This is a genomic window from Streptomyces sp. 2A115 (assembly GCF_052245575.1).
Taxonomy (GTDB): Bacteria; Actinomycetota; Actinomycetes; order Streptomycetales; family Streptomycetaceae; genus Streptomyces.
On sequence record NZ_JBQQCG010000075.1, the window covers coordinates 1 to 22,754 of the forward strand.

Annotated in this window: 22 protein-coding genes; 15 read left to right on the top strand and 7 right to left on the bottom strand. The window is 70.5% G+C overall.

What is annotated here, in order from left to right; translation table 11 throughout:
* Nucleotides 1-245: 245 nt before the first annotated feature.
* Entirely contained in the window at nucleotides 246-1,802 is a 1,557-nt protein-coding gene (locus tag ACTWQR_RS42375; RefSeq protein WP_443232608.1) for a carboxylesterase/lipase family protein, read from the bottom strand.
* Between the two features lie 276 nt (nucleotides 1,803-2,078).
* Between ACTWQR_RS42375 and ACTWQR_RS42380 the strand changes: the two genes are divergently transcribed.
* The gene (locus ACTWQR_RS42380) at nucleotides 2,079-3,107 is read left to right on the top strand and encodes a LacI family DNA-binding transcriptional regulator (RefSeq protein WP_443232609.1); all 1,029 of its coding nucleotides are present in this window, start codon (nucleotides 2,079-2,081) and stop codon (nucleotides 3,105-3,107) included.
* Nucleotides 3,108-3,181: 74 nt separating this feature from the next.
* Here the strand turns inward: ACTWQR_RS42380 and ACTWQR_RS42385 are convergent, their stop codons facing one another.
* The 3 genes from ACTWQR_RS42385 to ACTWQR_RS42395 all read right to left on the bottom strand — a co-directional run bounded on the left by ACTWQR_RS42385 (nucleotide 3,182) and on the right by ACTWQR_RS42395 (nucleotide 5,368).
* Nucleotides 3,182-3,850: a ThuA domain-containing protein gene (locus ACTWQR_RS42385; RefSeq protein WP_443232610.1), complete on the bottom strand. Its 669-nt coding sequence runs from the start codon at nucleotides 3,848-3,850 to the stop codon at nucleotides 3,182-3,184.
* 103 nt (nucleotides 3,851-3,953) lie between these two features.
* Nucleotides 3,954-4,676 (bottom strand): hypothetical protein, encoded by a 723-nt coding sequence (locus ACTWQR_RS42390; RefSeq protein ID WP_443232611.1) that lies wholly within the window; start codon nucleotides 4,674-4,676, stop codon nucleotides 3,954-3,956.
* A gap of 44 nt (nucleotides 4,677-4,720) precedes the next feature.
* A complete protein-coding gene (locus tag ACTWQR_RS42395; protein WP_443232612.1) occupies nucleotides 4,721-5,368 on the bottom strand; it encodes a DUF4389 domain-containing protein in 648 nt (215 codons plus the stop codon).
* A 192-nt stretch (nucleotides 5,369-5,560) separates the two neighbouring features.
* On the opposite strand from ACTWQR_RS42395, the gene ACTWQR_RS42400 reads away from it, so the two are divergent.
* Nucleotides 5,561-5,962: a VOC family protein gene (locus ACTWQR_RS42400; RefSeq protein ID WP_443232613.1), complete on the top strand. Its 402-nt coding sequence runs from the start codon at nucleotides 5,561-5,563 to the stop codon at nucleotides 5,960-5,962.
* Nucleotides 5,963-6,054: 92 nt separating this feature from the next.
* On the opposite strand, the gene ACTWQR_RS42405 is transcribed toward ACTWQR_RS42400, so the two are convergent.
* Nucleotides 6,055-6,789, bottom strand: coding sequence for a helix-turn-helix domain-containing protein (locus ACTWQR_RS42405; protein ID WP_443232614.1), 735 nt, complete (start codon nucleotides 6,787-6,789; stop codon nucleotides 6,055-6,057).
* 10 nt (nucleotides 6,790-6,799) lie between these two features.
* On the bottom strand, nucleotides 6,800-7,735 hold the full coding sequence (locus tag ACTWQR_RS42410; RefSeq protein WP_443232615.1) for an AraC family transcriptional regulator: 936 nt from the start codon (nucleotides 7,733-7,735) through the stop codon (nucleotides 6,800-6,802).
* Nucleotides 7,736-7,816: 81 nt separating this feature from the next.
* Here ACTWQR_RS42410 and ACTWQR_RS42415 point away from each other — a divergent pair, with 81 nt between their 5' ends.
* Nucleotides 7,817-8,653 (top strand): NAD(P)H-binding protein, encoded by an 837-nt coding sequence (locus ACTWQR_RS42415; RefSeq protein WP_443232616.1) that lies wholly within the window; start codon nucleotides 7,817-7,819, stop codon nucleotides 8,651-8,653.
* An 82-nt stretch (nucleotides 8,654-8,735) separates the two neighbouring features.
* Here ACTWQR_RS42415 and ACTWQR_RS42420 read toward each other — a convergent pair whose 3' ends face one another.
* A complete protein-coding gene (locus ACTWQR_RS42420; protein ID WP_443232617.1) occupies nucleotides 8,736-9,890 on the bottom strand; it encodes a YihY/virulence factor BrkB family protein in 1,155 nt (384 codons plus the stop codon).
* Between the two features lie 17 nt (nucleotides 9,891-9,907).
* Here ACTWQR_RS42420 and ACTWQR_RS42425 point away from each other — a divergent pair, with 17 nt between their 5' ends.
* The 12 genes from ACTWQR_RS42425 to ACTWQR_RS42480 all read left to right on the top strand — a co-directional run bounded on the left by ACTWQR_RS42425 (nucleotide 9,908) and on the right by ACTWQR_RS42480 (nucleotide 22,740).
* Nucleotides 9,908-11,542, top strand: coding sequence for an acyl-CoA dehydrogenase family protein (locus tag ACTWQR_RS42425; protein WP_443232618.1), 1,635 nt, complete (start codon nucleotides 9,908-9,910; stop codon nucleotides 11,540-11,542).
* Between the two features lie 345 nt (nucleotides 11,543-11,887).
* Nucleotides 11,888-13,180 carry a GAF domain-containing protein gene (locus ACTWQR_RS42430; RefSeq protein ID WP_443232619.1) on the top strand — a complete coding sequence of 431 codons (1,293 nt, stop codon included), beginning with the start codon at nucleotides 11,888-11,890 and terminating at the stop codon, nucleotides 13,178-13,180.
* Between the two features lie 232 nt (nucleotides 13,181-13,412).
* Complete coding sequence (locus tag ACTWQR_RS42435; RefSeq protein WP_443232620.1) at nucleotides 13,413-14,816, top strand: hypothetical protein; 1,404 nt, start codon at nucleotides 13,413-13,415, stop codon at nucleotides 14,814-14,816.
* A gap of 104 nt (nucleotides 14,817-14,920) precedes the next feature.
* Nucleotides 14,921-15,481, top strand: a complete 561-nt coding sequence (locus tag ACTWQR_RS42440; RefSeq protein WP_443232621.1) for a GNAT family N-acetyltransferase — start codon at nucleotides 14,921-14,923, stop codon at nucleotides 15,479-15,481.
* Nucleotides 15,482-15,617: 136 nt separating this feature from the next.
* Nucleotides 15,618-15,701, top strand: a complete 84-nt coding sequence (locus ACTWQR_RS42445) for a putative leader peptide (RefSeq protein ID WP_310591794.1) — start codon at nucleotides 15,618-15,620, stop codon at nucleotides 15,699-15,701.
* Between the two features lie 128 nt (nucleotides 15,702-15,829).
* Complete coding sequence (locus ACTWQR_RS42450; RefSeq protein ID WP_443232622.1) at nucleotides 15,830-17,527, top strand: nitrite/sulfite reductase; 1,698 nt, start codon at nucleotides 15,830-15,832, stop codon at nucleotides 17,525-17,527.
* A gap of 103 nt (nucleotides 17,528-17,630) precedes the next feature.
* Entirely contained in the window at nucleotides 17,631-17,810 is a 180-nt protein-coding gene (locus ACTWQR_RS42455; protein WP_443232623.1) for a hypothetical protein, read from the top strand.
* Nucleotides 17,807-18,538, top strand: a complete 732-nt coding sequence (locus tag ACTWQR_RS42460; RefSeq protein ID WP_443232624.1) for a phosphoadenylyl-sulfate reductase — start codon at nucleotides 17,807-17,809, stop codon at nucleotides 18,536-18,538. Before ACTWQR_RS42455 ends, ACTWQR_RS42460 begins: the two co-directional genes overlap by 4 nt.
* A gap of 2 nt (nucleotides 18,539-18,540) precedes the next feature.
* Entirely contained in the window at nucleotides 18,541-19,107 is a 567-nt protein-coding gene (gene cysC / locus ACTWQR_RS42465; protein WP_443232625.1) for an adenylyl-sulfate kinase, read from the top strand.
* Nucleotides 19,104-20,042 (top strand): sulfate adenylyltransferase subunit CysD, encoded by a 939-nt coding sequence (gene cysD / locus ACTWQR_RS42470; RefSeq protein ID WP_443232626.1) that lies wholly within the window; start codon nucleotides 19,104-19,106, stop codon nucleotides 20,040-20,042. Before cysC ends, cysD begins: the two co-directional genes overlap by 4 nt.
* A gap of 2 nt (nucleotides 20,043-20,044) precedes the next feature.
* Nucleotides 20,045-21,400 carry a sulfate adenylyltransferase subunit 1 gene (locus ACTWQR_RS42475; protein WP_443232627.1) on the top strand — a complete coding sequence of 452 codons (1,356 nt, stop codon included), beginning with the start codon at nucleotides 20,045-20,047 and terminating at the stop codon, nucleotides 21,398-21,400.
* Between the two features lie 224 nt (nucleotides 21,401-21,624).
* The gene (locus ACTWQR_RS42480) at nucleotides 21,625-22,740 is read left to right on the top strand and encodes an aliphatic sulfonate ABC transporter substrate-binding protein (protein ID WP_443232628.1); all 1,116 of its coding nucleotides are present in this window, start codon (nucleotides 21,625-21,627) and stop codon (nucleotides 22,738-22,740) included.
* Nucleotides 22,741-22,754 lie beyond the last annotated feature (14 nt).

Below are 22,754 nucleotides of genomic sequence, written 5' to 3' on the forward strand. Positions count from 1 at the left end.
GCCCCTTCAGGGGCGCGGGGAACTGCGCGCTCAGCCGACGACGACTGGCACGTACGAACCGACCTGAGGCCCCAATCTTTTAGGGGCGCGGGGAACTGCGCGACCAGCCACTGACGGCCCGCACTGTACGAACCAACCCGAGCCAACCGCTTCTAGGGGCGCGGGGAACTGCGCGACAAGCCCCCACTCACCCGCAGCGAACACACCACCCAAGCCACCCCCTCCCGGAGCTCGGGAAATCCGCGTCACCGGCGGACGCCCCGACGCACGGCTGACAGCAGTGCCCTGCCGCGTGCGGGCGAACCCGGCGGAGGGGGCAACGCGGCGATGGCTCCCGGGGAGCCGGACTCGGCATCCCACAGGGCGAGTTCACGGTCCCGCGGGCCGTGCACGACCTCCGGAGGAACCCCCGCCCCGAACACCCGCACCGGATGAGAGTCGTCCCAGGCCGGCCACCCCGGGTCGCCCTCGACCGCGAACCGCACCCACGCCGAGTGCATCGCGTCGGCGAGGTCCTGCGGGGCGCCCGGCCCCGCGAGCTTGGCGGACTCGGGCACGTCGGCGGTGTCGAAGACGAAGCCGAGTTCCAGGGCGTGGCAGGCGCCGAGACCGGGGACGTTCGAGGGCCAGGCGAACTCGTACACGTACGAGGGCGCTTCGTGGGCGTCCGCGAGGCGGTGCAGCGGTACACGCAGCAGGTGGTCGGTGACCATCTGGCCCACCAGGTCGGCGGTGCCGACGTCGGGGCGGGCCAGCCGGTAACCGCGCGGGACCTCCGGGCCGCAGCGGCAGCGGGCCATCGCGCCGGCCAGGGCGATCGGGCCGAGCCGGTCGATGCGTTCAAGGAGGCCGGTGGGGGCGAGCCACAGCCGGTACTCCTCGCTGGTCCAGCCGAGGAGCAGGTCGACGTCCCGGCCGGCGTCGCCCTCGAGCAGCGCCTCCATCGGGTCGCGCGGCACGAGGTCGCCGTCGACGACGATGCCGAAGGCGGGGCCGCCGAGGACCGGGCTGGACAGGCGGCCGGCCTCGGCCTGTGCCTCGGCCAGGGCGGCGCGGTCCACGGCGGCGAACGCCTCGGCGGTCGCCGGGACCTTCAGCCGCGCGGCCATGCGGCGCACGAGGCGCCGCACCTTGTCCCGTTCCGTCGCCTCGGGCGGCCCGCTCTGCAGCGCCGCCCGCCGGAACAGTCCCCGGGCGCGCGGACTTGCCAGCAGCGCCCCTGCGCTGATCGCGCCGGCGGACTCGCCGAAGACGGTGACCTGGTCCGGGTCGCCGCCGAACTCCGCGATCGCGTCCCGTACCCACTCCAGCGCGGCGAGCTGGTCGCGCAGGCCCGGGTTGGCGGGGGCGTCCGGGAAGAGTCCGTAACCCTCCACGCCCAGGCGGTAGTTGAGGGAGACGAACACCACCCCGTCGCGGGCGAAGGACCGGCCGTCGTACACCGGTACCGCCGACGAACCCCGGGTCAGCGCCCCGCCGTGGATCCACACCATGACCGGGAGGCGGGCGCCGCGACCCGGCTCGGATGTCCACACGTTCAGGTTGAGGATGTCGTCACCCGGCACGACCGGGTCGGAGAGCAGCTCCGCGAAGGCCTCGGAGTACGGCGGCTTGGGCGGCGTCGGCCCGAAGGCAGTCGCGTCGCGCACGCCGTCCCAGGGCTCGGGCGGGACGGGTGGCCGGAAGCGGTGGGGGCCGAAGGGCGGGGCGGCGTAGGGGATGCCGCGGAAGACGGCGATCCCGTTCTCGTAGCGGCCTCGTACGGCACCGTAAGGGGTGGCGACCACGGGACCATCGGGCATGCGACCATCTCCTCACCACAGCGACGGGCTGCCTCCCCAGAGCATCACACCACCCAGGTGTCACGCAGCCCGAACAGGCCCAAATCCGCCGTGCCCCCAAACCAGCCCAAAGCCGCCCCGACTCACTTGTTCGACATTTCGAAAGTTTCGACTCAGTTGAATTCCACTGAGTTCGCTCTCTTCCACGGCGTGTTACGACGGCCTTAATGTAGGAAGCGCTTTCTATACCCGAAACTTTCGCTGGCCCTCGGGACGGGGCCGGAGAGGTGGGCTTCCATGGTGCGTACCGGGAGCGTGGCCGGGCCGACCCTCGCGGTCGTCGCCCGTGAGGCGGGCGTTTCCGTGCCGACGGCCTCGAAGGTGGTCAACGGCCGCGAGGACGTGGCTCCGGAGACCCGCCGCAGGGTCACGGAGGCGCTCGACAAACTGGGCTATGTACGCAGACCCCGGTTCGACGCGGTGAAGTCGCCGGGCCTTGTCGATCTCGTCGTGCACTCGCTGGAGAGCTCCTGGTCGGGCGCGATCCTGCACGGAGTCGAGGAGGCGGCGCACGACGCGGGCCTGGAGGTGGTGGTCTCGGCGGGCCTGACCCGGACCCGGGGCGGCCGCCCGGAGCGCGGCTGGCTCGACAAGCTGTCCACGCGGGGCTCCTCCGGGGTGCTGTTCAACCTCGCCGAGATCACCGCGTCCCAGTACGCCTGGCTGGAGCAGCACCGCATCCCGTTCGTCCTGATCGACCCGGTCCTCGAACCGCCGCCCGGTGTGGTCTCGGTCGGCGCGGCCAACTGGCACGGCGGCGTGACCGCCACCGAGCACCTGCTCTCGCTGGGCCACGAACGGATAGCCGTAATCGCCGGCTACCGCCGCAAGATGTGCAGCAGCGCGCGCGTCTCGGGCTACCGCTCGGCGCTCGCGGCGGCCGGCCTGCGCCACCGCCCCGAGTACCTCCGCTACGGCAGCTTCGACGAGACCGCCGCGCACCGGAGGATGCTGGAGCTCCTTGATCTGCCGGAGCCGCCCACAGCCGTTTTCGTCTGCTCGGACCGCATGGCCCTCGGTGCGTACCGTGCCCTTGGCGAGCGGGGGTTGTCGGTGCCGGACGATGTCAGTGTGGTCGGGTTCGACGACCTGCCCGAGGCCCACTGGGCTACGCCGGCCTTGACGACCGTCCGCCAGCCTCTCTCGGAGATGGCCGCGACGGCGCTGCGCTTGCTGGTGCGGATGATGGCCGGTGAGCAGCCTGAGGGGACGCGTACCGAGTTGTCCACGCGGTTGGTTGTGCGGGCCAGTACCGCGCCGTGCTGATTCAGGTGGTAAGGAGTCCGCGGGCCGTCTGTGGCTGGTCGCGCAGTTCCCCGCGCCCCTAAAAGGGGCGCCCGCTACAGGGCGGCCGCCCAGCTGATCCCGCCCAGCAGGTGTTGCCGGAAGTCCGGGTCCTCGTACGCCTCCGAGGCGTGGCCGAGCGCGGTGTAGAAGACCCGCCCGGCTCCCTGCTCGCGGCACCACACGAGCGGGTGGTCGTTCCCCATGCCACCTCCGTCGTACGAGCTCTCGTCGGCGGAGGCAAGCACCCGCACCGCTGCTCTCGGGTTCGCCTGGAAGTCGTACCACTCGTCCGTGAACTCCCAGGCGACAGGCAGATGTCGGGTCGCCGGATGGTCATGGTCCTCGACGACCAGCTTGCCCGGCTGGTAGTCGGGGTGGCGGGCGAACCGGGCGCCGAGCAGTTCCCCGTAGTACGGCCAGTCGTACTCGGTGCACGCGGCAGCATGTATCCCGACGAAGCCGCCGCCCGCCTCGACGTACGCGGCGAGGTGCTCCCGGCCCGCGGGTGTCAGGACGTCCCCGCTGGTGGAGAGGAAGACGACGGCCGCGTACGGATCGAGGGGAGCCTCGAAGGAGGCGGGATCCTCCGTGGCGTGGACGGTGAAGCCGTGCGCGGCGCCTAGCGAGCGCACGGCCGCGATGCCGGCCGGGATCGACTCGTGCCGGTAAGCCGTAGTGCGGGTGTAGACGAGGACACGGGAATCGATGTGCTGCGTTGCCATGGGAACCGACTCTATTTCCCGGGCGGGGCGAGCCCCAGCGAGGTGAGGGGGCCGAAAATTTCGGATCCGCGGACCTTGCGGCAACGCGGTGACGGCCCTCGGCTCAACCTGTCGCGCCCACCTCGTTGTCGGGCGCACCGTCGCCGACCGGCGGCAGGTCACCTCGCTCGACCGGCTCGGTGGCGGCGCCCGCGGGAGCCGGCGGCAGGAGGGCGGTCAGTTCGGTGGTGTTCGGCTGGTGGACCGAGTCGGCTGCCTTGCGCAGGACGGCGCGGTGCACGGTGTTCACGTCACCGTTGAGCCGGATCACATGGCCGTCGCGAGGTATCGCGTACTCGTGCTGGTTGGGGCCCTTGCGGTACCAGGCATCCCCGTCACGTTCACAAGTGACCTTCCCCCAGACTCCGTCCGGGGGGACCCCCATCTCGCTTCGCTCGTCCCCCGCTGCCTCGCCCACCTGCTCCTTCGGGCAACTCTCCGCCGTCAGCGTGCCGCGGTCCACGAAGAGTAGGAACTGGGAGCGGGCCTCCTGTGACGAGTACGCGGCGGAGAAGCCGTCGCCTCCGTACACGCCGACCGACTGCTGGGCAACGGTGAAGCCGGGGACCTCGGTGACGTAGACGAGTTCCGGTGCGACGCCCAACGCCTGGGCCCGGGCTGCGAGTTCGGCGGGGTCCACCGCGGCTCCTCCCGTCCCCGAGTCGGCTCCGGCTCCCGAGCCGGCTCCGGCTCCGGAGTCGGCCCCCGCCCCCGCCTTCTCCGTGCCGCAGGAAACGAGCAGCAGAGGCAGTAACAGAAGCGGCAGGACGCGCGCGGCACGGATCATGGGCTCATCCTGCCGCACAGGTGTTCCCCTCACCCCTCATTCGCTCAGGGTTCGCTCGGCCCCTGGTCGAGGCGGTACGGCGGATATACGTCCGTCAGAAGGGCCCCGTACGCCGTGACGCGGACCGCCCAGCGGTGCAGTCCCACGTTCAGGTCGTACATGCCGCGCGGATAGCGGCCGGTGAACAGGAGCGCGACGCCCGCGTAGAAGGTCAGCAGGCCCACGAGTCCGCCCGCGAAGCTGCCGCCTCCCACGAAAGCGGCGGTCACGAGAAGCTGCGGCAGCACGAGGAGCCACCATTTGACGAGGACGAGGCCGCGGGAGAACTGTTCGGCGCGGGCGACCTCCAGATGAGCCGGGTAGTCGGGCACGTCCGCCAGCGTGAAGGGCGGATACCGGTCCGTGCCGAGCGACCCGTACGAGTAGTACGCCACCCGCCAACTCCAGCGCATGACCCCGACGTTGAAGCCGAACAGGGCACGCGGATAGCCGCCGGTGATCAGGATCGCGAAGAAGGCGATCACGGTGACGACCAGGAAGGCCGTCCAGAGGAAGGCGAGAACGACGTAGTGCGGGATCGCCAGCAGCCATTTGACCAGCCACAGCCAGCGCGACGGTCCGGGGTCGTACACCGCTTCCAGGGTGACCGGGCTCTTGGGGTAGTCGTGCAGTGCGGTGGTCTCGTGGGCCATTCCGTCCCTCTCCCCGTGGCGGACACGGAATAGATCCGCCCGCTTTTGCCCGCATACGGGCCTTTCTGGCCATGTAACCGCCGGGTGCAAGACCGCGCAAGGCGTGCAGCGGTCAGAGGGTCCGAATGGTCGGGGGCGCCGACGTCCGATTCCTTCAAGACCCCGCGCCCGGGCCCTCCCTACGGTGGACCCATGACTCCACGATTCGACCTCATCGGCCTCGTCGTCTCCGACATGGCCGCCTCGCTCGCCTTCTACCGCCGCCTCGGCCTCGACTTCCCCGAGGGCTCCGAGAAGCAGCCGCACGTCGAGGCCGAACTGCCCGGCGGGCTGCGTTTCGCGCTCGACACGGAGGAGACCATCCGCTCGTTCTACGCCGATTGGCGCCCGCCGACGGGTGGCGGCCGCGTCGGCCTGGCCTTCCTCTGCGACTCACCGGCGGACGTCGACGCGACGTACGAGGACCTTGTGGCATCCGGATACCAGGGAGAACTCAAGCCCTGGAACGCCGAATGGGGAATGCGCTACGCAGTCGTCCAGGACCCGGACGGCAACGGAGTGGACCTGTTCGCCCGGCTGAGCAGCACCCCCTAAAGGGCCCGGGGGCCGTGGGGACGCTCCTCAAGGGGCGCGGGGAACTGCGCGACCAGCCCCCACAACCCACACCTCGCCCACAACCCACAAACTCAACGGCGCAACAACTCACCCAACGTCTCACCCGCCAAGTCCCGTACCTCCCGGGCGAGATGAGCCTGATCGGCATACCCCGCCCGGGCCGCCGCAACCGCCGGAGGCACCCCGTGCCGGGCCAGCTCCAACGCCTGTTGGAGCCGCAGAATCCGGGCCAGGGTCTTGGGCCCGTACCCGAACGCGGCCAGAGCACGGCGGTGCAGCTGCCGCTCACTCCACCCCAGCGCGTCCGCGGTCACCGCGACGGAGCGGCCGGCGGACAGGGCCGCCACGACCTCCCGAAGCCGCGCGTCGGGCGGCTCGGCACCCGCCGCCCGGCCGAGGGCGATCGCTTCGAGCGCCGCGGCGGGATCGTCCGCCGAGTCGACCCGCTCCGTCAGCCGCCGGACGGCGCCCGTCGGCCACAGATCCGCGAGGTCCACGCGTTGATCGCGCAGTTCGTGGGCCGGTACGCCGAGATACGCGGGTGCGGTGCCGGGAAAGAAGCGGACGCCCGCGTACCGGGTGCCCGCCGGCGCGGCGGCCCGATACGCCCGCGTATCGGGGCCCGCGACGAAGAGCTGCCCTTGCGTCCACAACAGGTCCATGCACCCGTCGGGCAGCACCGGAGCCGCGTCCCCCGACGCGGCGGTGCGGGTCCAGACCACCGCACCCGTGAGCCGGGACGCCCACTCCCTGTACGGCGTCGGCGCCACGGCCACGTACGACCCCTGCACAGCCAAATCCCGCACAGACAAAACGCTACGCCACCCCCGTCCTGTGCTCGTGCGGACTGACCCCGTACACCCGCTTGAAGGCGGTGGAGAGCGCGAACGAGCTGCCGTAGCCGACGTGCCGGGCGATCGCCTCGAGGGTGTCCTCGGTGTCGCGCAGCCGGTCCGCGGCGAGGGCCAGACGCCAGCCGGTCAGGTACGTCATCGGGGGCTCGCCCACGAGCTCGCTGAATCGGCGGGCGAGCGCGGCCCGCGAGACACCGGCCTTCGCGGCGAGGGAGGCGACCGTCCAGGGGTGGGCCGGATCGTCCTGGAGGAGCCGCAGCACCCGGCCCACGACGGGGTCCGCGAGAGCCCGGTACCAGGCGGGCGCCTCGGCCCCCGGGCGGGCGAACCACGCCCTCAGCGCGGCGATCACCAGCAGGTCGAGCAGCCGGTCGAGGACGACCTCCTGGCCCGGCTCGTCCCGCACGATCTCCTCGGTGAGCAGCGGCGTCAGCGGGGACGGCCACCCGTCGGAGGTCATGGTCACCAGCGGCGGCAGGGCGTCGAGCAGCCGCCCGCTGACCTCGCCCCGCATCGGGTACGTCCCGATCAGCATCACCATGGAGCCGTCGAGCCGCGCGCCCCACGTGCGGACACCCAGGTCCATGGTGCCCTTCATGGAGCGCCCGTCCGGGTACGTGCACACCTGGCCCGGCAGGATCACCGCGAACGGCGCGGTCGCCGGGTCGTCGGCGCAGGTGTACGGGTCTGGGCCGCGCGCGATGGCGAGGTCGCCGGCCCGCAGCAGGACCGGCCCCCCGGTGTCGGGCATGATCCAGGCCTCGCCGCGGACCATGAGCATGACGGTGAGCGGAGCCCGGTCCTCGATGCGGATGGACCACGGCGGCTCGAAACACGCACGGATCATGAAGGCGCCACGCGCGCGTGGACCCTCCAGCAGGCCTGCGAGTGCGTCCATGAAATTCAGAGTAGACGCGCTCTTATGGGAACGAGAGGTTCAGCGATGTTCCCTTGCCGTGCGCGGCCGTTGACTGGGCTCATGACGGAAAACACGCGGAACGAGACGGTGTTGGTGACGGGAGCCTCGGGCAAGACGGGGCGCCAGGTGGCGGAAGCGGCGAAGGCCGCCGGGTTCCGCGTACGGGCTGGTTCACGCGGTGGTGAGGTGCGCTTCGAGTGGCACGACTCCTCGACGTGGGACGAGGCGCTGCGCGGCGCCGACGCGGCGTATCTGGCGTACACGCCGGACATCGGCGCGCCGGGCGCGGACGAGGACATCGCCGCCTTCGCGCGACGGGCCCAGGAGCTCGGCGTGCGCCGCCTGGTGCTGCTGTCGGCGCTCGGCGAGCGGCAGGCTGAGCCGACCGAGCGGGCGCTGCGCGAGTCGGGTGCCGCGTGGACGGTCGTGCGGGCCGGCTGGTTCTTCCAGAACTTCAGCGAGGGCCTGCTGTACGACGGCGTACGCGGCGGCGAGTTCGTCTTCCCGGGGGGCGAGGGCCAGGAGCCGTTCATCGACACGCGCGACATCGCGGACGTCGTCGTGAAGGCGCTCACGGACTCCTCGTACGCGGGACGCACACTGGAGATCACCGGGGCGCGGCTGCTGTCGTTCCGCGAGGCGATGGCGGAGATCTCCGCGGCGACCGGCCGGGAGATCCGGTACGTGCCGGTGGCGACGAAGGAGTACGGCGCCATGCTGGCCGAGTTCGGGCTGCCGGCCGAGGAGATCGCGTTCATGGAGGAGGTCTTCGAGGGGCTGCTCGACGGCCACAACGCGCGTACCACCGATGTCGTCCAGCAGGTCCTGGGCCGCGCCCCGCGCGACTTCGCGGACTTCGCCCGGGAGCACGCGGCGGCAGGCGTGTGGAAGCTCTAGGGGGAACCCGGGGCGGCAGTCCTCGCAGACCAGGACGCCGGACATGCCCCGGCCGGAGACCCGGACAGGCCCTAGTCCTGTCCTAGTCCGGGCGGGGCGGCTCGTCGCCGTTCTTGTTGCCGCTCTTGACGTGCGTCCGCAGCCGCGAGGTCACGTCCTCCGGGGGCAGGAAGCGGGACCAGCGCTCCGGGAACTCGGAGGGCATGTCCGGGTCGTCGTCGGGGTCGACGCCGGCGGACCGGGCCGCCGCCGCGCGGGCCACGAGGTCGGCGGCCTGCTCCTCGCGCAGCCGCTCGTTGACGGCGCGGGCGGCGGCGGTGGCGGCGGCCGGCCAGACACGGTCGATGGCGGCGTTGACGGCGGCGCCCGCCAGAACCGCGAACGCGGAGACGCCGATCCACAGCAGCACGGCGACGGGCGCGGCGAGGGAGCCGTAGATGGTGGGGCCCTCGACCGTGTTGGTCAGGTAGATACGCAACAGGAAGCTGCCGAGCACCCACATGCCGAGCGCCACCAGAGCGCCGGGCACGTCCTCGACCCATGGCGAACGCACCGGCACTGACACGTGGTACAGCGTGGTCAGGAAGGCGATGGACAGCACGATGACGACGGGCCAGTACAGCACCTGCACCAGGGTCGCGGACCACGGCACGATGTCCACCACGGCGTCCGGGCCCGCGACCATCAGCGGCAGCGCGACGGAGCCGATCAGCAGCGCCGCGAGGAACAGCGCGAAGGCCACCAGGCGGGTCTTGACGATGCCGCGCACCCCGTCGAGGCCGTACATCACGGTGATGGTGTCGATGAAGACGTTCACCGCGCGCGAGCCCGACCACAGGGCGAAGAGGAAGCCGAGGGAGATGACGTCGGGGCGGCCGCCCTCCATGACGTCGTGGAGGACGGGCTGGGCGATCTGTGTGACGCCCTTGTCGGTGAGGATCGTGCGGGACGCTTCCAGGATGTTGGTCTCCACGCTGGCGATGGTGTCGGCGCCGGTCCAGTCGTCGACATAACCCAGCAGGCCGAGCATGCTCAGCAGCAGCGGCGGCACGGACAGCAGCGTGAAGAACGCCGCCTCCGCCGCCAGTCCCAGGATCCGGTACTCGATGCACGAGTTGACGGCATCCTTGATCAGCAGCCAGGCGGTCCTGCGCTTCGACACGTTCCGGTACAGCGCGCGAGCGCGGTGAAGACGGCCCGGGGAAGGCCGTTCAGGTGTTTCTTTTGCCTGGTGCACATCCTTACCGTATCCGTATGGCAGCCACCACCCACACCGTGACCAATCAGGCTCCGCCGCTGGTCGGATATGACGTTTTCAACGCCGACCGGGCCCTCGTGGAGGCGGTCGACCGGCACCTTGATCCACAACTCCTCGACGAGGCGCACACCGAGTTGTCGGCTTTCGGGCGTACCGCCGGCGCGACGCAGGTCCAGGAGTGGGGCGTACTCGCCAACGAATACCCGCCCAAGCTGCGCACACACGACCGCTACGGCAACCGCGTCGACGAGGTCGACTTCCATCCGTCCTGGCACCGGCTGCTCGGCAAGGGCGTATCCGCGGGTCTGACGGCGGCGTGGGCGCGGCCCGGCGGGCATGTGCGGCGCGCGGCCGGGTTCGTGATCTGGACGCAGGTCGAGGCGGGCAACGGCTGTCCGCTGTCGATGACGCACGCGGCTGTGCCGGCCCTGCGGACCGACCCTGAGCTGGCCGCCGAGTGGGAGCCGAGGCTCACGTCCACCGTCTACGACCAGGGGCTGCGGCCCGCCTCCCAGAAGGCCGGCGCGCTCTTCGGGATGGGCATGACGGAGAAGCAGGGCGGCAGTGACGTACGCGCCAACACGACGTCCGCACGACCGCTCGCCGAGGGCGGGACGTACGAGCTGACGGGCCACAAGTGGTTCTGTTCGGCGCCGATGGCGGACGGGTTCCTGGTACTGGCGCAGGCCCCGGGCGGGCTCACCTGCTTTCTCCTCCCCCGCGTTCTGGAGGACGGCACGCGCAACGTATTCCGTATCCAGCGGCTCAAGGACAAGCTCGGCAACCGGTCGAACGCGTCGAGCGAGGTCGAGTTCGACGGGACCTGGGCGCGCCGGGTCGGGGACGAGGGGCGCGGGGTGCGCACCATCATCGAGATGGTCGCGGCGACCCGCCTCGACTGCGTGCTCGGCTCGGCGTCGCTGATGCGGCAGGCCGTCGCGCAGGCCGTGCACCACTGCGCGTACCGCGAGGCGTTCGGCGGCAAGCTGATCGACAAGCCGCTGATGAGGAACGTACTGGCGGACCTGGCCCTGGAGTCGGAGGCCGCGACGACGCTCGCGCTGCGCCTTGCCGCCGCGTACGACGACGGGAGCGAGCAGGAGCGGGCGTTCCTGCGGCTCGCGGTGCCGGCCGCCAAGTACTGGGTGACCAAGCGGTGTACGCCGGTCGCGGTGGAGGCGTCGGAGTGCCTGGGCGGCAACGGGTACGTGGAGGAGTCCGGCATGCCGCGGCTGCTGCGCGAGTCGCCGCTCAACTCCATCTGGGAGGGCGCGGGCAACGTCCAGGCCCTCGACGTGCTGCGGGCACTCCAGCGGGAGCCGCAGGCGCTGAACGCGTACCTCCAGGAGGTCGGCCGGGCCCGCGGCGCCGATCACCGCCTGGACGGCGCGATCAAGAACCTGCTCACCGAACTCGCCGACCTGGAAGGCATCGAGGGGCGTGCCCGGCGTGTGGTCGAGCGGATCGCGCTGGTGCTCCAGGGCTCGCTGCTGGTCCGGTACGCGCCGCCGGAGGTCGCCGACGCGTTCTGCGCGTCACGCCTCGGCGGGGACTGGGGAGCGGCGTTCGGAACCCTGCCGCACAGCCTGGACCTGGGCGCGGTGGTGGAACGGGCCCGGCCCGTCGCCTAGCGCCCCTGGTCGGCCGACGGGCGTACGGTACGGGGGTGGTGCTGCGCCGACACGGCACCACCCCCGTTTGCCGGCCCCGTTGTGCGGAGCACGCACGCCGCGCAGAGCGGCGTTGCGTCAAGGTTTGTACACGCAAAGAGAGTTCACCAGGGTTGCAGGGGGTTGCAAGCTCCACGCGTCCTGCGTGAATTCTCCTCTTGGTGTGCGGACCGCCGCCCCTCCTCGACGCTGAGACGGCACCATGAGACGTGCAGTCAGTACGGGCCTTGGGACCCATGGCCGGAAGGGCTGGGGAACCTGTGGTCCGCTCAGGCCTTCCGGGAGGACCCAGTGACACACCCGCCGATGGACCTGACGCGACTCGCCGCCCAGGACACAGCACAGGCCGCACGAGTACTCGACGAGGTGCGCGACGCCACACTGGCCGGCCGGCGCGCCCGGCTCGATCCGCGGCCGGTCATCGGGGAGTCCTGGGGACGCATGCTGCGCAGCGGCGTCGACCCTGACCACGACTTCCGCGTCGGGCCGCTCGGCCGCGACGAGATCGAGCGGCGGCGGCGCGACTCCCCGCTGCGGCATGTGCTTCCGGTGCTGCGCGAGGGGCTGTTGACGGTCGCGGACGTCGCACACCACATCATGGTCGTGGCCGACGGGGAGGGCCGGGTGCTGTGGCGCGAGGGCAGCCGGTCGGTGCTGCGCAAGGCCGACGGTTTCGGCTTCGAGATCGGCGCGGACTGGGGCGAGAACGTCGTCGGCACCAACGGCATCGGCACCCCAGCGGTCGCCCGCCGCCCCGTCCAGGTGTTCGCCGCCGAGCACTTCGTACGCACCCATGCCACCTGGACCTGTACGGGCGCCCCGATCACCGACCCACGTGACGGACGTCTCATCGGTGTCGTGGACATCAGCGGGCCCTGGGAGACCATGCACCCGGCGACCCTCGCGTGGGTCGACTCGGTGGCCAAGCTCGCCGAGGCCCGGCTGCGGGAGCGGCATCTGACCGCGCTGGACCGGCTGCGTTCGGTGGCCGCGCCGCTCCTCGCCCGCGTCGACGGCCGCGCGATCGCCGTGGACAAGGACGGCTGGACCGCCGCGGTCACCGGCATGCCGCACCTGGACCGGCTCGCGCTGCCAAGGACGGTCGGCGCAGACCGGATCTGGCTGCCCGCACTCGGCCCGTGCTCGGTGGAGCCACTGCCGGGCGGCTGGCTGGTACGGGTCTCGGACGAGCCCGCGCCGCGCGACGCCACCCGGATCGTGCTGGACCTGGGGCAACCGCGCCGCTGGTCGGTGAGCGTGACCGGCGGAGCGGGCACCTGGACCCACGAACTGAGCCCGCGCCACGCCGAGTTGCTCTACCTCCTGGCCCTGCACCGCACCGGCCGCAGCGCCTCCGGACTGGCCGACGACATGTTCGGCGACCCGGCCCGCAGGGTGACCGTACGCGCCGAGATGTCGCGTGTACGACGCTATCTGGGGCCCGTTCTGGAACACCGGCCTTACCGGTTCCGCGAGGACGCGGAGGTCCAGGTCACTCTGCCGACCGACCCACTCGACCTGCTCCCCCACTCGACAGCTCCGGCGATACTCAGAGCATGGGAAAGCGCGCCCCTTGGCAGGGGCGCAGCCCCCTGCTAAGGGGCGCGGGGAACTGCGCGACCAGCCCCCAAGAACCCGCAGCTTCTCCACCGCATGTCCCGCGGAGCGATCCGCGGATCGCTCCGCGGCCTTACGGAATCCACACCTATTACGGCGTATTCGACCAGGCTCGCCCGCTCTGACGTACCATCCATCCCACGGCCCCCCACATCCGCCCCGGCCCCAACCGCTGGACCGCCGGAGGCAGTTGGCCGCCGACGCGGGAGGACCTATGACGCAACGAGGCAGACACCGCCGCCGGAAGAAGGGGCGTGTCCTGCGGGCCACGCTGTCCGGGACCGCCCTCGCCCTCACCGCCGCCGCGACCATCATCAGCACCTCGCAGGCCGCGGGCAGCGACAATCCGGGTCCGCTGACGCCGCTCACCTCGTCGTCCCAGACCGGCCGGCTCCAACTGCACGAGAACCTGGTCAGCGAGACGACACTCGACACGCTGCAGAGCGGCATGGGCGGGAACGTCGGCGTCGACGCGGTCCTCAAGAGCGCCAACCACCCGATGCGCAACAAGGCGGCCTGCAACGCCACCGAGTCGGCCGCACTGCCCGTCGAACCGGTCGCCACGCGCGCGTACTGCTGGGACAGCGGCGACGCGACGACCCAGAAGTGGCTGCCGCAGTCCGTCACCACCTCCGGGGACGCCGACAACGACGGCAAATGGGGCAACGACCGGGTCATCCTGGCCGGCTGGACGCACAACGACCACAAGGAGGGCGAGCCGACGGACGACAAGGGCCTCGCCCGGGTCGCCTTCATCGACGCGAACGACCCGAACAACCTCAAGTACCGCTGGGTTCTGCTGGTCGCCCCCCTCGACGGCGGCAAGGACTTCGGAGCGGTCCGCTCCCATCTCGGCGGCATGGTCTGGTACCAGGACAAGCTGATCGTCACCGCGAAGAACGGGGCCGCCCACGACAACGCCCTGTTCGTCTTCGACATGAACCGCATCCTCCAGGCCGACGTCAACAGCACCGAGGTCGGCAAGGTGGGCGACGGCTGGTCGGCGCGTGGCTACCAGTACGTGATGCCGGCCATCGGCTCGTACAACCTCACGGGCGGCAAGTGCGACGCGACCACGAACGACAAGGTCCCCTGTTTCGCGTCGGTCTCCCTGGACCGTACGTCGACGCCGGACAGCCTGGTCGCGAACGAGTGGTTCAGCTCCGGGGGCACCGAGCCGGCCCGCGTCTGGCGCTACTACTACAGCACCGCGAGCGACCGTACGGGCCTGCTCGGCAGCAACTCCAGTGACATCGTCAACGCCGACGAGGCGTACGAGACCAAGGCCGTCGGGCTGCAGGGCGTGCTCTCGCACAAGCCGAGCGGCGCGAGCGAGGCCAACTGGTACACCGGCTACGCGCCCGGCTCCCGCGACAGACACGGCACGCTCTGGCGGCAGAACGAGAGCGCCGCGAAGGCCGCGAAGTGCGGGCCGGGCGAGACGTACGCCTGTTGGGGGCAGCACACCGAGTCCCTGTCGTACTGGCAGGAGACCGGCGAGCTGTGGACGCTGACCGAGTGGGCGGCGAACAAGGACAACGAGTGGAAGCCGACCGCGATCCCGGAGCGGGTGCTGTACGCGGTGCCGCTGTCGGCGGTCGACAGGTCGGTGGAGTGATCCGACTCACCTGACTCGGGGCGTCAACAGTGCGCCGGCGGTGCGCCTCTGAAGGCAGGCCTCCGCTTTGAAGCGGGGCCCGCCTTCGTGGTTCGCTGAGCCGCATGAGCATCGCTGTCACCACTTGGTCCCTGGAACAGACGTCTCCGGCCGACCAACTGCCCGCCGCCGCCCCCGACGGTGACGTCCGGATCGTCCGCGCCGAGGTGCCCTCCCCCGAGTTCAGCCGCTTCCTGTACGCGTCGGTCGGCGGCGACATCCGCTGGACGGACCGGCTCGGCTGGACGTACGCCCAGTGGCAGGAAGACCTGAACCGGCCCGGCGTCGAGACCTGGGTCGCGTACGACCGCGGGACGCCCGCCGGGTACGTACAGCTGGAACCGCAGGACGACGGAGTCGTGGAGATCGTCTACTTCGGGCTGATCCCGGCCTTCCGCGGCCGGCGGATCGGCGGGCACCTCCTCTCGTACGGGGTGGCGCGGGCCTGGGACCTGGCGGACCGCTGGCCGGGGCGGGCGGAGACGAAGCGGGTCTGGTTGCATACGTGCAGCAAGGACGGGGAGCATGCGATGGACAACTATCTGCGTCGCGGCTTCAAGCTCTTCGACACCAAGGTCGAGGAAGAGCCGGACCAGTCGGCGCGTGGTCCCTGGCCAGGGGCGTAGGGCAACTGACCTGGAGAGACACGGCCGGAACCGGACCGTGTGACCCACAACACCCTTGTCTCACATCCCGGGACAAGGGTGTCCACATCTTGGACGAAGCTGGACTGTGTCCAGATCGCCGTGACACGCTTCCGTCATGTCTGGAACTGGAATTGCCTTGGTGAGTCGACGGCACGTCGACCTCGGCCGCATGTCCAGCGCCATCTGTCCGGCCCGCTGAGTCGCCCCCAGCACCGCCGACATTCCCCTTTTGTCTCGCCTTGCGCAAAGACGCGCACGTATGCCCGCATGCGTGCCGTACGCGCAGGTCAGAGCCGCTGCCCGCCTGTCCCGAAGGACGTAGAAACCATGGCCGCCACGCCACAGAATCCCGCTGCCGCCGCGCCGCGCCGCAAGGTGAGCCGTCACCGCGGCGAGGGTCAGTGGGCCGTGGGTCACTTCACCCCGCTCAACGGCAACGAGCAGTTCAAGAAGGACGACGACGGTCTCAATGTGCGGACACGCATTGAGACGATCTACTCCAAGCGGGGCTTCGACTCGATCGACCCGAACGACCTCCGCGGGCGTATGCGCTGGTGGGGCCTCTACACCCAGCGCAAGCCCGGGATCGACGGCGGCAAGACCGCGATCCTGGAGCCGGAAGAGCTGGACGACGAGTACTTCATGCTGCGCGTGCGCATCGACGGCGGTCGGCTGACCACCGACCAGCTGCGCGTCATCGGCGAGATCTCGCAGGAGTTCGCGCGCGGCACCGCCGACCTCACCGACCGGCAGAACGTCCAGTACCACTGGATCCGCATCGAGGACGTCCCGGAGATCTGGGAGCGACTCGAAGCCGTCGGGCTGTCCACGACCGAGGCCTGCGGTGACACGCCCCGCGTCATCCTCGGCTCGCCGGTCGCCGGGATCGCCGAGGACGAGATCATCGACGGCACCCCCGCCATCGACGAGATCCACCGCCGGATCATCGGCAACAAGGACTTCTCGAACCTGCCCCGCAAGTTCAAGTCCGCGGTCTCCGGCTCGCCGCTGCTCGACGTCGCGCACGAGATCAACGACATCGCGTTCGTCGGTGTGAACCACCCGGACCACGGCCCCGGCTTCGACCTCTGGGTCGGCGGCGGCCTGTCCACCAACCCGAAGATCGGCCAGCGGCTCGGCGCCTGGGTCCCGCTCGACGAGGTCCCGGACGTCTACACGGGCGTCATCTCGATCTTCCGTGACTACGGCTACCGGCGCCTTCGTACGCGTGCCCGCCTCAAGTTCCTGGTCGCCGACTGGGGCGTCGAGAAGTTCCGCCAGGTCCTGGAGGACGAGTACCTCGAGCGGAAGCTGGTCGACGGCCCGGCGCCGGACCAGCCGGTCGCCCGCTGGCGCGACCACGTCGGTGTGCACCGGCAGCAGGACGGCCGCTACTACGTCGGCTTCGCCCCGCGCGTGGGCCGCGTGGACGGCACGACGCTCACCAAGATCGCCGAGCTGGCGGAGGCGCACGGCTCCGGCCGGCTGCGTACCACCGTCGAGCAGAAGATGATCGTGCTCGATGTGGAGCAGGACCAGGTCGAGTCGCTCAGCGAGGGCCTGGAGGCGCTCGGCCTCACCGTCAAGCCCTCACCGTTCCGGCGCGGCACGATGGCCTGCACCGGCATCGAGTACTGCAAGCTCGCCATCGTCGAGACCAAGGCGCGCGGCGCTTCCCTGATCGACGAACTCGAGCGCCGCATCCCCGAGTTCGACGAGCCGATCACCATCAACATCAACGGCTGCCCGAACGCCTGCGCCCGTATCCAGGTCGCGGACATCGGGCTCAAGGGCCAGCTGGTCCTGGACGACGAGGGCAACCAGGTCGAGGGCTTCCAGGTGCACCTCGGCGGCGCGCTCGGTCTGGAGGCCGGTTTCGGCCGCAAGGTCCGTGGCCTGAAGGTCACTTCGGAGGAGCTGCCGGACTACGTCGAGCGCGTGCTCAAGCGATTCCAGGAGGAGCGCGAGGAGGGCGAGCGGTTCGCCACCTGGGCGGCCCGTGCCAGCGAGGAGTCGCTGTCGTGAGTCCCCTCGTGGTCGCTGCCATGAGCGCACTGCTGTGCGCCGGCGCGGGCGCTGTGATCGGCGCCCTCATGGGCCGCATGCAGACGGACGGGAGGCGGGACCGGTGAGCGAGCGAGCCGCACCCTTCTACTGCCCGTACTGCGGCGACGAGGATCTGCGTCCCAGCGAGCAGGGCCACGGCGCGTGGGAATGCGGAGCGTGCAATCGAGCCTTCCAGTTGAAGTTCCTCGGGTTGCTTTCCCGGGGCCTTCAGAGCCGTGACAGCGGAGGGGACGAGATATGACGATCGTTCAGGCCGATACCGACACCGACACTCCGACCGATCCGGACGCGGAGCTGAAGGCGCTCGCCGAGCAGGCGGGCCGCGACCTGGAAGACGCGTCCGCGCTGGAGATCCTCCAGTGGGCCGCCGACACCTTCGGCAAGAAGTTCTGCGTGACCTCCTCCATGGAGGACGCGGTGGTCGCCCACCTCGCTTCCCGCGCGATGCCCGGCGTTCACGTCGTGTTCCTCGACACCGGATACCACTTTCCGGAAACGATCGGCACGAGGGACGCGGTGGAGGCGGTGATGGACGTCAACGTCATCACGCTCACCCCCCGCCAGACCGTGGCCGAGCAGGACGCCGAGTACGGGCCGAAGCTGCACGACCGCAACCCCGACCTGTGCTGCGCGCTGCGGAAGGTCAAGCCCCTGGAAGAGGGGCTCACCCAGTACACCGCCTGGGCCACGGGCCTGCGCCGCGACGAGTCACCGACCCGGGCGAACACCCCGGTCGTCGGCTGGGACGAGAAGCGCCGCAAGGTCAAGATCTCTCCGATAGCCCGCTGGACGCAGGACGACGTGGACGCGTACGTCGCCGAGCACGGCGTTCTCACCAACCCGCTGCTCATGGACGGTTACCCCTCGGTGGGCTGCGCCCCCTGCACCCGCCGGGTGCTCGAGGGCGAGGACGCGCGCGCCGGCCGCTGGGCGGGCAACGCGAAGACCGAGTGCGGGCTGCACGGCTGACCATGGCAGCGCTTTCGACGAACCAGGAGAACCAAGTGACCGGAGCCACCATCTGGCTCACGGGTCTGCCGAGCGCCGGCAAGACCACCATCGCGTACGAGCTGGCCGACCGGCTGCGCGACGAGGGCCACCGCGTCGAGGTGCTCGACGGCGACGAGATCCGTACGTTCCTGACGGCGGGCCTCGGCTTCAGCCGTGAGGACCGGCACACGAACGTGCAGCGCATCGGCTTCCTCGCCGACATGCTCGCCCGCAACGGCGTCAAGACGCTGGTGCCGGTGATCGCGCCCTACGCCGACAGCCGTGAGGCGGTGCGCAAGCGCCACCAGGCGAGCGGGGCGGCGTACATCGAGGTGCATGTGGCGACGCCGGTCGAGGTGTGCTCCGAGCGGGATGTGAAGGGGCTGTACGCCAAGCAGGCGGCGGGCGAGATCTCCGGGCTCACGGGGGTCGACGACCCGTACGAGGATCCCGAGTCGCCCGACCTGCGCATCGAGTCGCACACCCAGACCGTGCAGGAGTCCGCGGCCGCGCTCCATGCGCTGCTCACCGAAAGGGGTCTCGCATGACGACCGTCGCGACCGTCCACGACGAGGGCACCGACAGCCCGTACGCGCTGTCCCACCTGGACGCTCTGGAGTCCGAGGCGGTGCACATCTTCCGTGAGGTGGCGGGTGAGTTCGAGCGGCCGGTGATCCTCTTCTCCGGCGGCAAGGACTCGATCGTCATGCTGCATCTGGCGCTGAAGGCGTTCGCGCCGGCGTCGGTGCCGTTCTCGCTGCTGCATGTGGACACGGGACACAACTTTCCGGAAGTCCTCGAGTACCGGGACCGTGTGGTGGCCGAACATGGGCTGCGGCTCCATGTGGCCTCCGTACAGGACTACATCGACCGCGGTGTGTTGCGGGAACGTCCCGACGGCACCCGCAACCCGCTGCAGACCGTGCCCCTGACGGAGAAGATCCAGTCGGAGCGCTTCGACGCCGTCTTCGGCGGCGGACGCCGGGACGAGGAGAAGGCGCGGGCCAAGGAGCGGGTGTTCTCCCTGCGCGACGAGTTCTCGCAGTGGGACCCGCGCCGCCAGCGGCCCGAGCTGTGGAACCTCTACAACGGCCGCCACGCGCCCGGCGAGCACGTCCGCGTCTTCCCGCTCTCCAACTGGACCGAGCTCGACGTGTGGCAGTACATCGCCCGCGAGAAGATCGAGCTCCCGCAGATCTACTTCGCGCACGAGCGGGACGTCTTCCAGCGGGCCGGCATGTGGCTGACCGCCGGCGAGTGGGGCGGCCCGAAGGACGGCGAGAGCGTCGAGACCCGCCTCGTCCGCTACCGGACCGTGGGCGACATGTCCTGCACGGGCGCGGTGGACTCGGACGCCACCACGCTGGACGCCGTCATCACCGAGATCGCCGCCTCCCGGCTCACCGAGCGGGGCGCCACCCGCGCCGACGACAAGATGTCCGAGGCCGCGATGGAAGACCGCAAGCGCGAGGGGTACTTCTAACCATGACCAGCACCACCGAACCCCACGTACCGCTGTCGGTCGAGCAGCTGTCCGCGACGACCCTGCTGCGCTTCGCCACCGCGGGCTCCGTCGACGACGGCAAGTCCACGCTCGTCGGGCGTCTGCTGCACGACTCAAAGTCGATCCTCACCGACCAGCTGGAGGCCGTGGAGCGCGCGTCCCTCGGCCGCGGTCAGGACGCGCCCGACCTCGCACTGCTCACCGACGGTCTGCGGGCCGAGCGCGAGCAGGGCATCACCATCGACGTGGCGTACCGCTACTTCGCCACGGCCCGGCGCCGGTTCATCCTCGCCGACACGCCCGGACACGTGCAGTACACCCGCAACATGGTGACGGGTGCCTCCACGGCCGAGCTGACGGTGATCCTCGTGGACGCCCGCAACGGTGTGGTCGAGCAGACCCGCCGGCACGCCGCGATCGCCGCGCTGCTGCGCGTCCCGCACGTCGTGCTGGCCGTCAACAAGATGGACCTCGTCGAGTACAAGGAGTCCGTCTTCGCGGCGATCGCCGAGGAGTTCACGGCGTACGCGTCCGAGCTGGGCGTACCCGAGATCACCGCGATCCCGATCTCCGCGCTCGCCGGGGACAACGTGGTGGACCCGTCGGCGAACATGGACTGGTACGGCGGCCCGACCTTCCTGGAGCACCTGGAGACGGTCCCGGTCAGCCACGACCTCGCGACCTGCCACGCGCGGCTGCCCGTGCAGTACGTGATCCGTCCGCAGACCGCCGAGCACCCGGACTACCGGGGTTACGCGGGCCAGATCGCGGCCGGCGCGTTCCGGGTCGGCGAGCAGATCACGGTCCTGCCGTCCGGCCGCTCGACGAAGATCTCCAGGATCGACCTGCTGGGCGAGCCCGTCGACGTGGCCTGGACGACGCAGTCGGTGACGCTCCTTCTGGAGGACGACATCGACATCTCGCGCGGGGATCTGATCGTGCCCAGCAAGGACGCGCCCCCGACCACGCAGGACATCGAGGCCACCGTCTGCCACGTCGCCGACGCGCCCCTGACCGTCGGCCACCGCGTGCTGCTCAAGCACGGCACCCGCACGGTCAAGGCGATCGTCAAGGACATCCCGTCCCGCCTGACCCTCGACGACCTCTCCCTGCACCCGCACCCCGGGCAGCTGGTCGCCAACGACATCGGCCGGGTCAAGATCCGTACCGCCGAGCCGCTGCCGGTCGACTCGTACGCCGACTCCCGGCGCACCGGCTCGTTCATCCTGATCGACCCGGCCGACGGCACCACGCTCACCGCGGGCATGGTCGGCGAGTCCTTCGCCTCGCCGGAGCCGGTCAAGGCCGACGCGGACGACGACGGGTGGGACTTCTAGCCATGACCACCGACATCTTCTCGACCTTCGCGAAGGAGGGCGGCCGCGTCGGCAGCGGCGCCCTCGGGAGCGGCCAGGGCGGGGTGGCGCGATGTGCGATGTGACGCCCTCAGCGGGGAGGGGGCACGCGCACTGTCTGTGCGCCCCCTTCAGACGAAAACCTGCCGAACTCCCGGCCACGACCTGAGAACGTGACCGCCGGGCCAACGAGAGGAACACCTCCCGTGCCTGCCGAACGCCCCCGCTCCTTGCGCCGCGGCCTCGCCGCCATAGCCGTCCTGCCGCTCCTCGCACTCGCCGCCACCGCCTGCGGCTACGGCTCCCAGGCCAAGGACGACGACACCGCGAAGGTCGCCGCCGGTGCCGAGAAGATCGACGGTCTCGACACGGTGAAGATCGGTTACTTCGGCAACCTGACCCACGCCACCGCTCTCGTGGGCCGCCAGGAGGGTCTGTTCCAGAAGGAGCTCGGCGCCACGGAGGCGCGGTACTCCGTCTTCAACGCCGGGCCCTCCGAGATCGAGGCGCTGAACTCGGGCTCCGTCGACATCGGCTGGATCGGCCCGTCGCCGGCCATCAACGGCTACACCAAGTCCGACGGCAGGAACCTGCGCATCATCGGCGGCTCGGCGTCGGGCGGTGTGAAGCTCGTGGTCAACCCGGAGAAGATCAAGTCCCTGAAGGATGTCAAGGGCAAGAAGATCGCGACTCCGCAGCTGGGCAACACGCAGGACGTGGCGTTCCTCAACTGGATCGCGGAGCAGGGCTGGAACGTCGACGCGGAGAGCGGCAAGGGCGATGTGTCCGTGGTCCGCACGGACAACAAGATCACCCCGGACGCCTACAAGTCCGGTTCCGTCGACGGCGCCTGGGTGCCGGAGCCGACCGCGTCCAAGCTGGTCGCCGAGGGCGGCAAGGTGCTGCTGGACGAGGCCGACCTGTGGCCGGACAAGAAGTTCGTGATCACGAACATCATCGTGTCGCAGAGCTTCCTCAAGGAGCACCCGAAGGTCGTGGAGGCCGTACTGCGGGGCTCGGTGAAGACCAATGCCTGGATCAACGCCAACCCGGACGAGGCGAAGGCGGCGGCGAACGCCCGGCTCAAGGCGGACTCCGGCAAGGAGCTCCCGGCCGAGGTGATCGACCCGGCGTGGAAGTCCGTCCAGATCACCGACGACCCGCTGGCCGCCACCCTCAACACCGAGGCGGAGCACGCGGTCAAGGCGGGCCTGCTGGAGAAGCCCGACCTGAGCGGCGTGTACGACCTCACGCTGCTCAACAAGGTCCTCACGGCCGAGGGCGAGAGCACGGTCGACGACGCCGGTCTCGGCGTCAAGTAAGCACCGACAATCCC

Coding starts and splice junctions, on each gene's coding strand:
- ACTWQR_RS42385 (WP_443232610.1), bottom strand. CDS start 3,850: ATGGCAACGCAGCACATCGATTCCCGTGTCCTCGTCTACACCCGCACT.
- ACTWQR_RS42450 (WP_443232622.1), top strand. CDS start 15,830: ATGGCCGCCACGCCACAGAATCCCGCTGCCGCCGCGCCGCGCCGCAAG.
- ACTWQR_RS42440 (WP_443232621.1), top strand. CDS start 14,921: ATGAGCATCGCTGTCACCACTTGGTCCCTGGAACAGACGTCTCCGGCC.
- ACTWQR_RS42380 (WP_443232609.1), top strand. CDS start 2,079: ATGGTGCGTACCGGGAGCGTGGCCGGGCCGACCCTCGCGGTCGTCGCC.
- cysD (WP_443232626.1), top strand. CDS start 19,104: ATGACGACCGTCGCGACCGTCCACGACGAGGGCACCGACAGCCCGTAC.
- ACTWQR_RS42460 (WP_443232624.1), top strand. CDS start 17,807: ATGACGATCGTTCAGGCCGATACCGACACCGACACTCCGACCGATCCG.
- ACTWQR_RS42430 (WP_443232619.1), top strand. CDS start 11,888: ATGGACCTGACGCGACTCGCCGCCCAGGACACAGCACAGGCCGCACGA.
- ACTWQR_RS42375 (WP_443232608.1), bottom strand. CDS start 1,802: ATGCCCGATGGTCCCGTGGTCGCCACCCCTTACGGTGCCGTACGAGGC.
- ACTWQR_RS42400 (WP_443232613.1), top strand. CDS start 5,561: ATGACTCCACGATTCGACCTCATCGGCCTCGTCGTCTCCGACATGGCC.
- ACTWQR_RS42390 (WP_443232611.1), bottom strand. CDS start 4,676: ATGATCCGTGCCGCGCGCGTCCTGCCGCTTCTGTTACTGCCTCTGCTG.
- ACTWQR_RS42445 (WP_310591794.1), top strand. CDS start 15,618: ATGTCTGGAACTGGAATTGCCTTGGTGAGTCGACGGCACGTCGACCTC.
- ACTWQR_RS42475 (WP_443232627.1), top strand. CDS start 20,045: ATGACCAGCACCACCGAACCCCACGTACCGCTGTCGGTCGAGCAGCTG.
- ACTWQR_RS42415 (WP_443232616.1), top strand. CDS start 7,817: ATGACGGAAAACACGCGGAACGAGACGGTGTTGGTGACGGGAGCCTCG.
- ACTWQR_RS42395 (WP_443232612.1), bottom strand. CDS start 5,368: ATGGCCCACGAGACCACCGCACTGCACGACTACCCCAAGAGCCCGGTC.
- ACTWQR_RS42425 (WP_443232618.1), top strand. CDS start 9,908: ATGGCAGCCACCACCCACACCGTGACCAATCAGGCTCCGCCGCTGGTC.
- ACTWQR_RS42410 (WP_443232615.1), bottom strand. CDS start 7,735: ATGGACGCACTCGCAGGCCTGCTGGAGGGTCCACGCGCGCGTGGCGCC.
- cysC (WP_443232625.1), top strand. CDS start 18,541: ATGGCAGCGCTTTCGACGAACCAGGAGAACCAAGTGACCGGAGCCACC.
- ACTWQR_RS42435 (WP_443232620.1), top strand. CDS start 13,413: ATGACGCAACGAGGCAGACACCGCCGCCGGAAGAAGGGGCGTGTCCTG.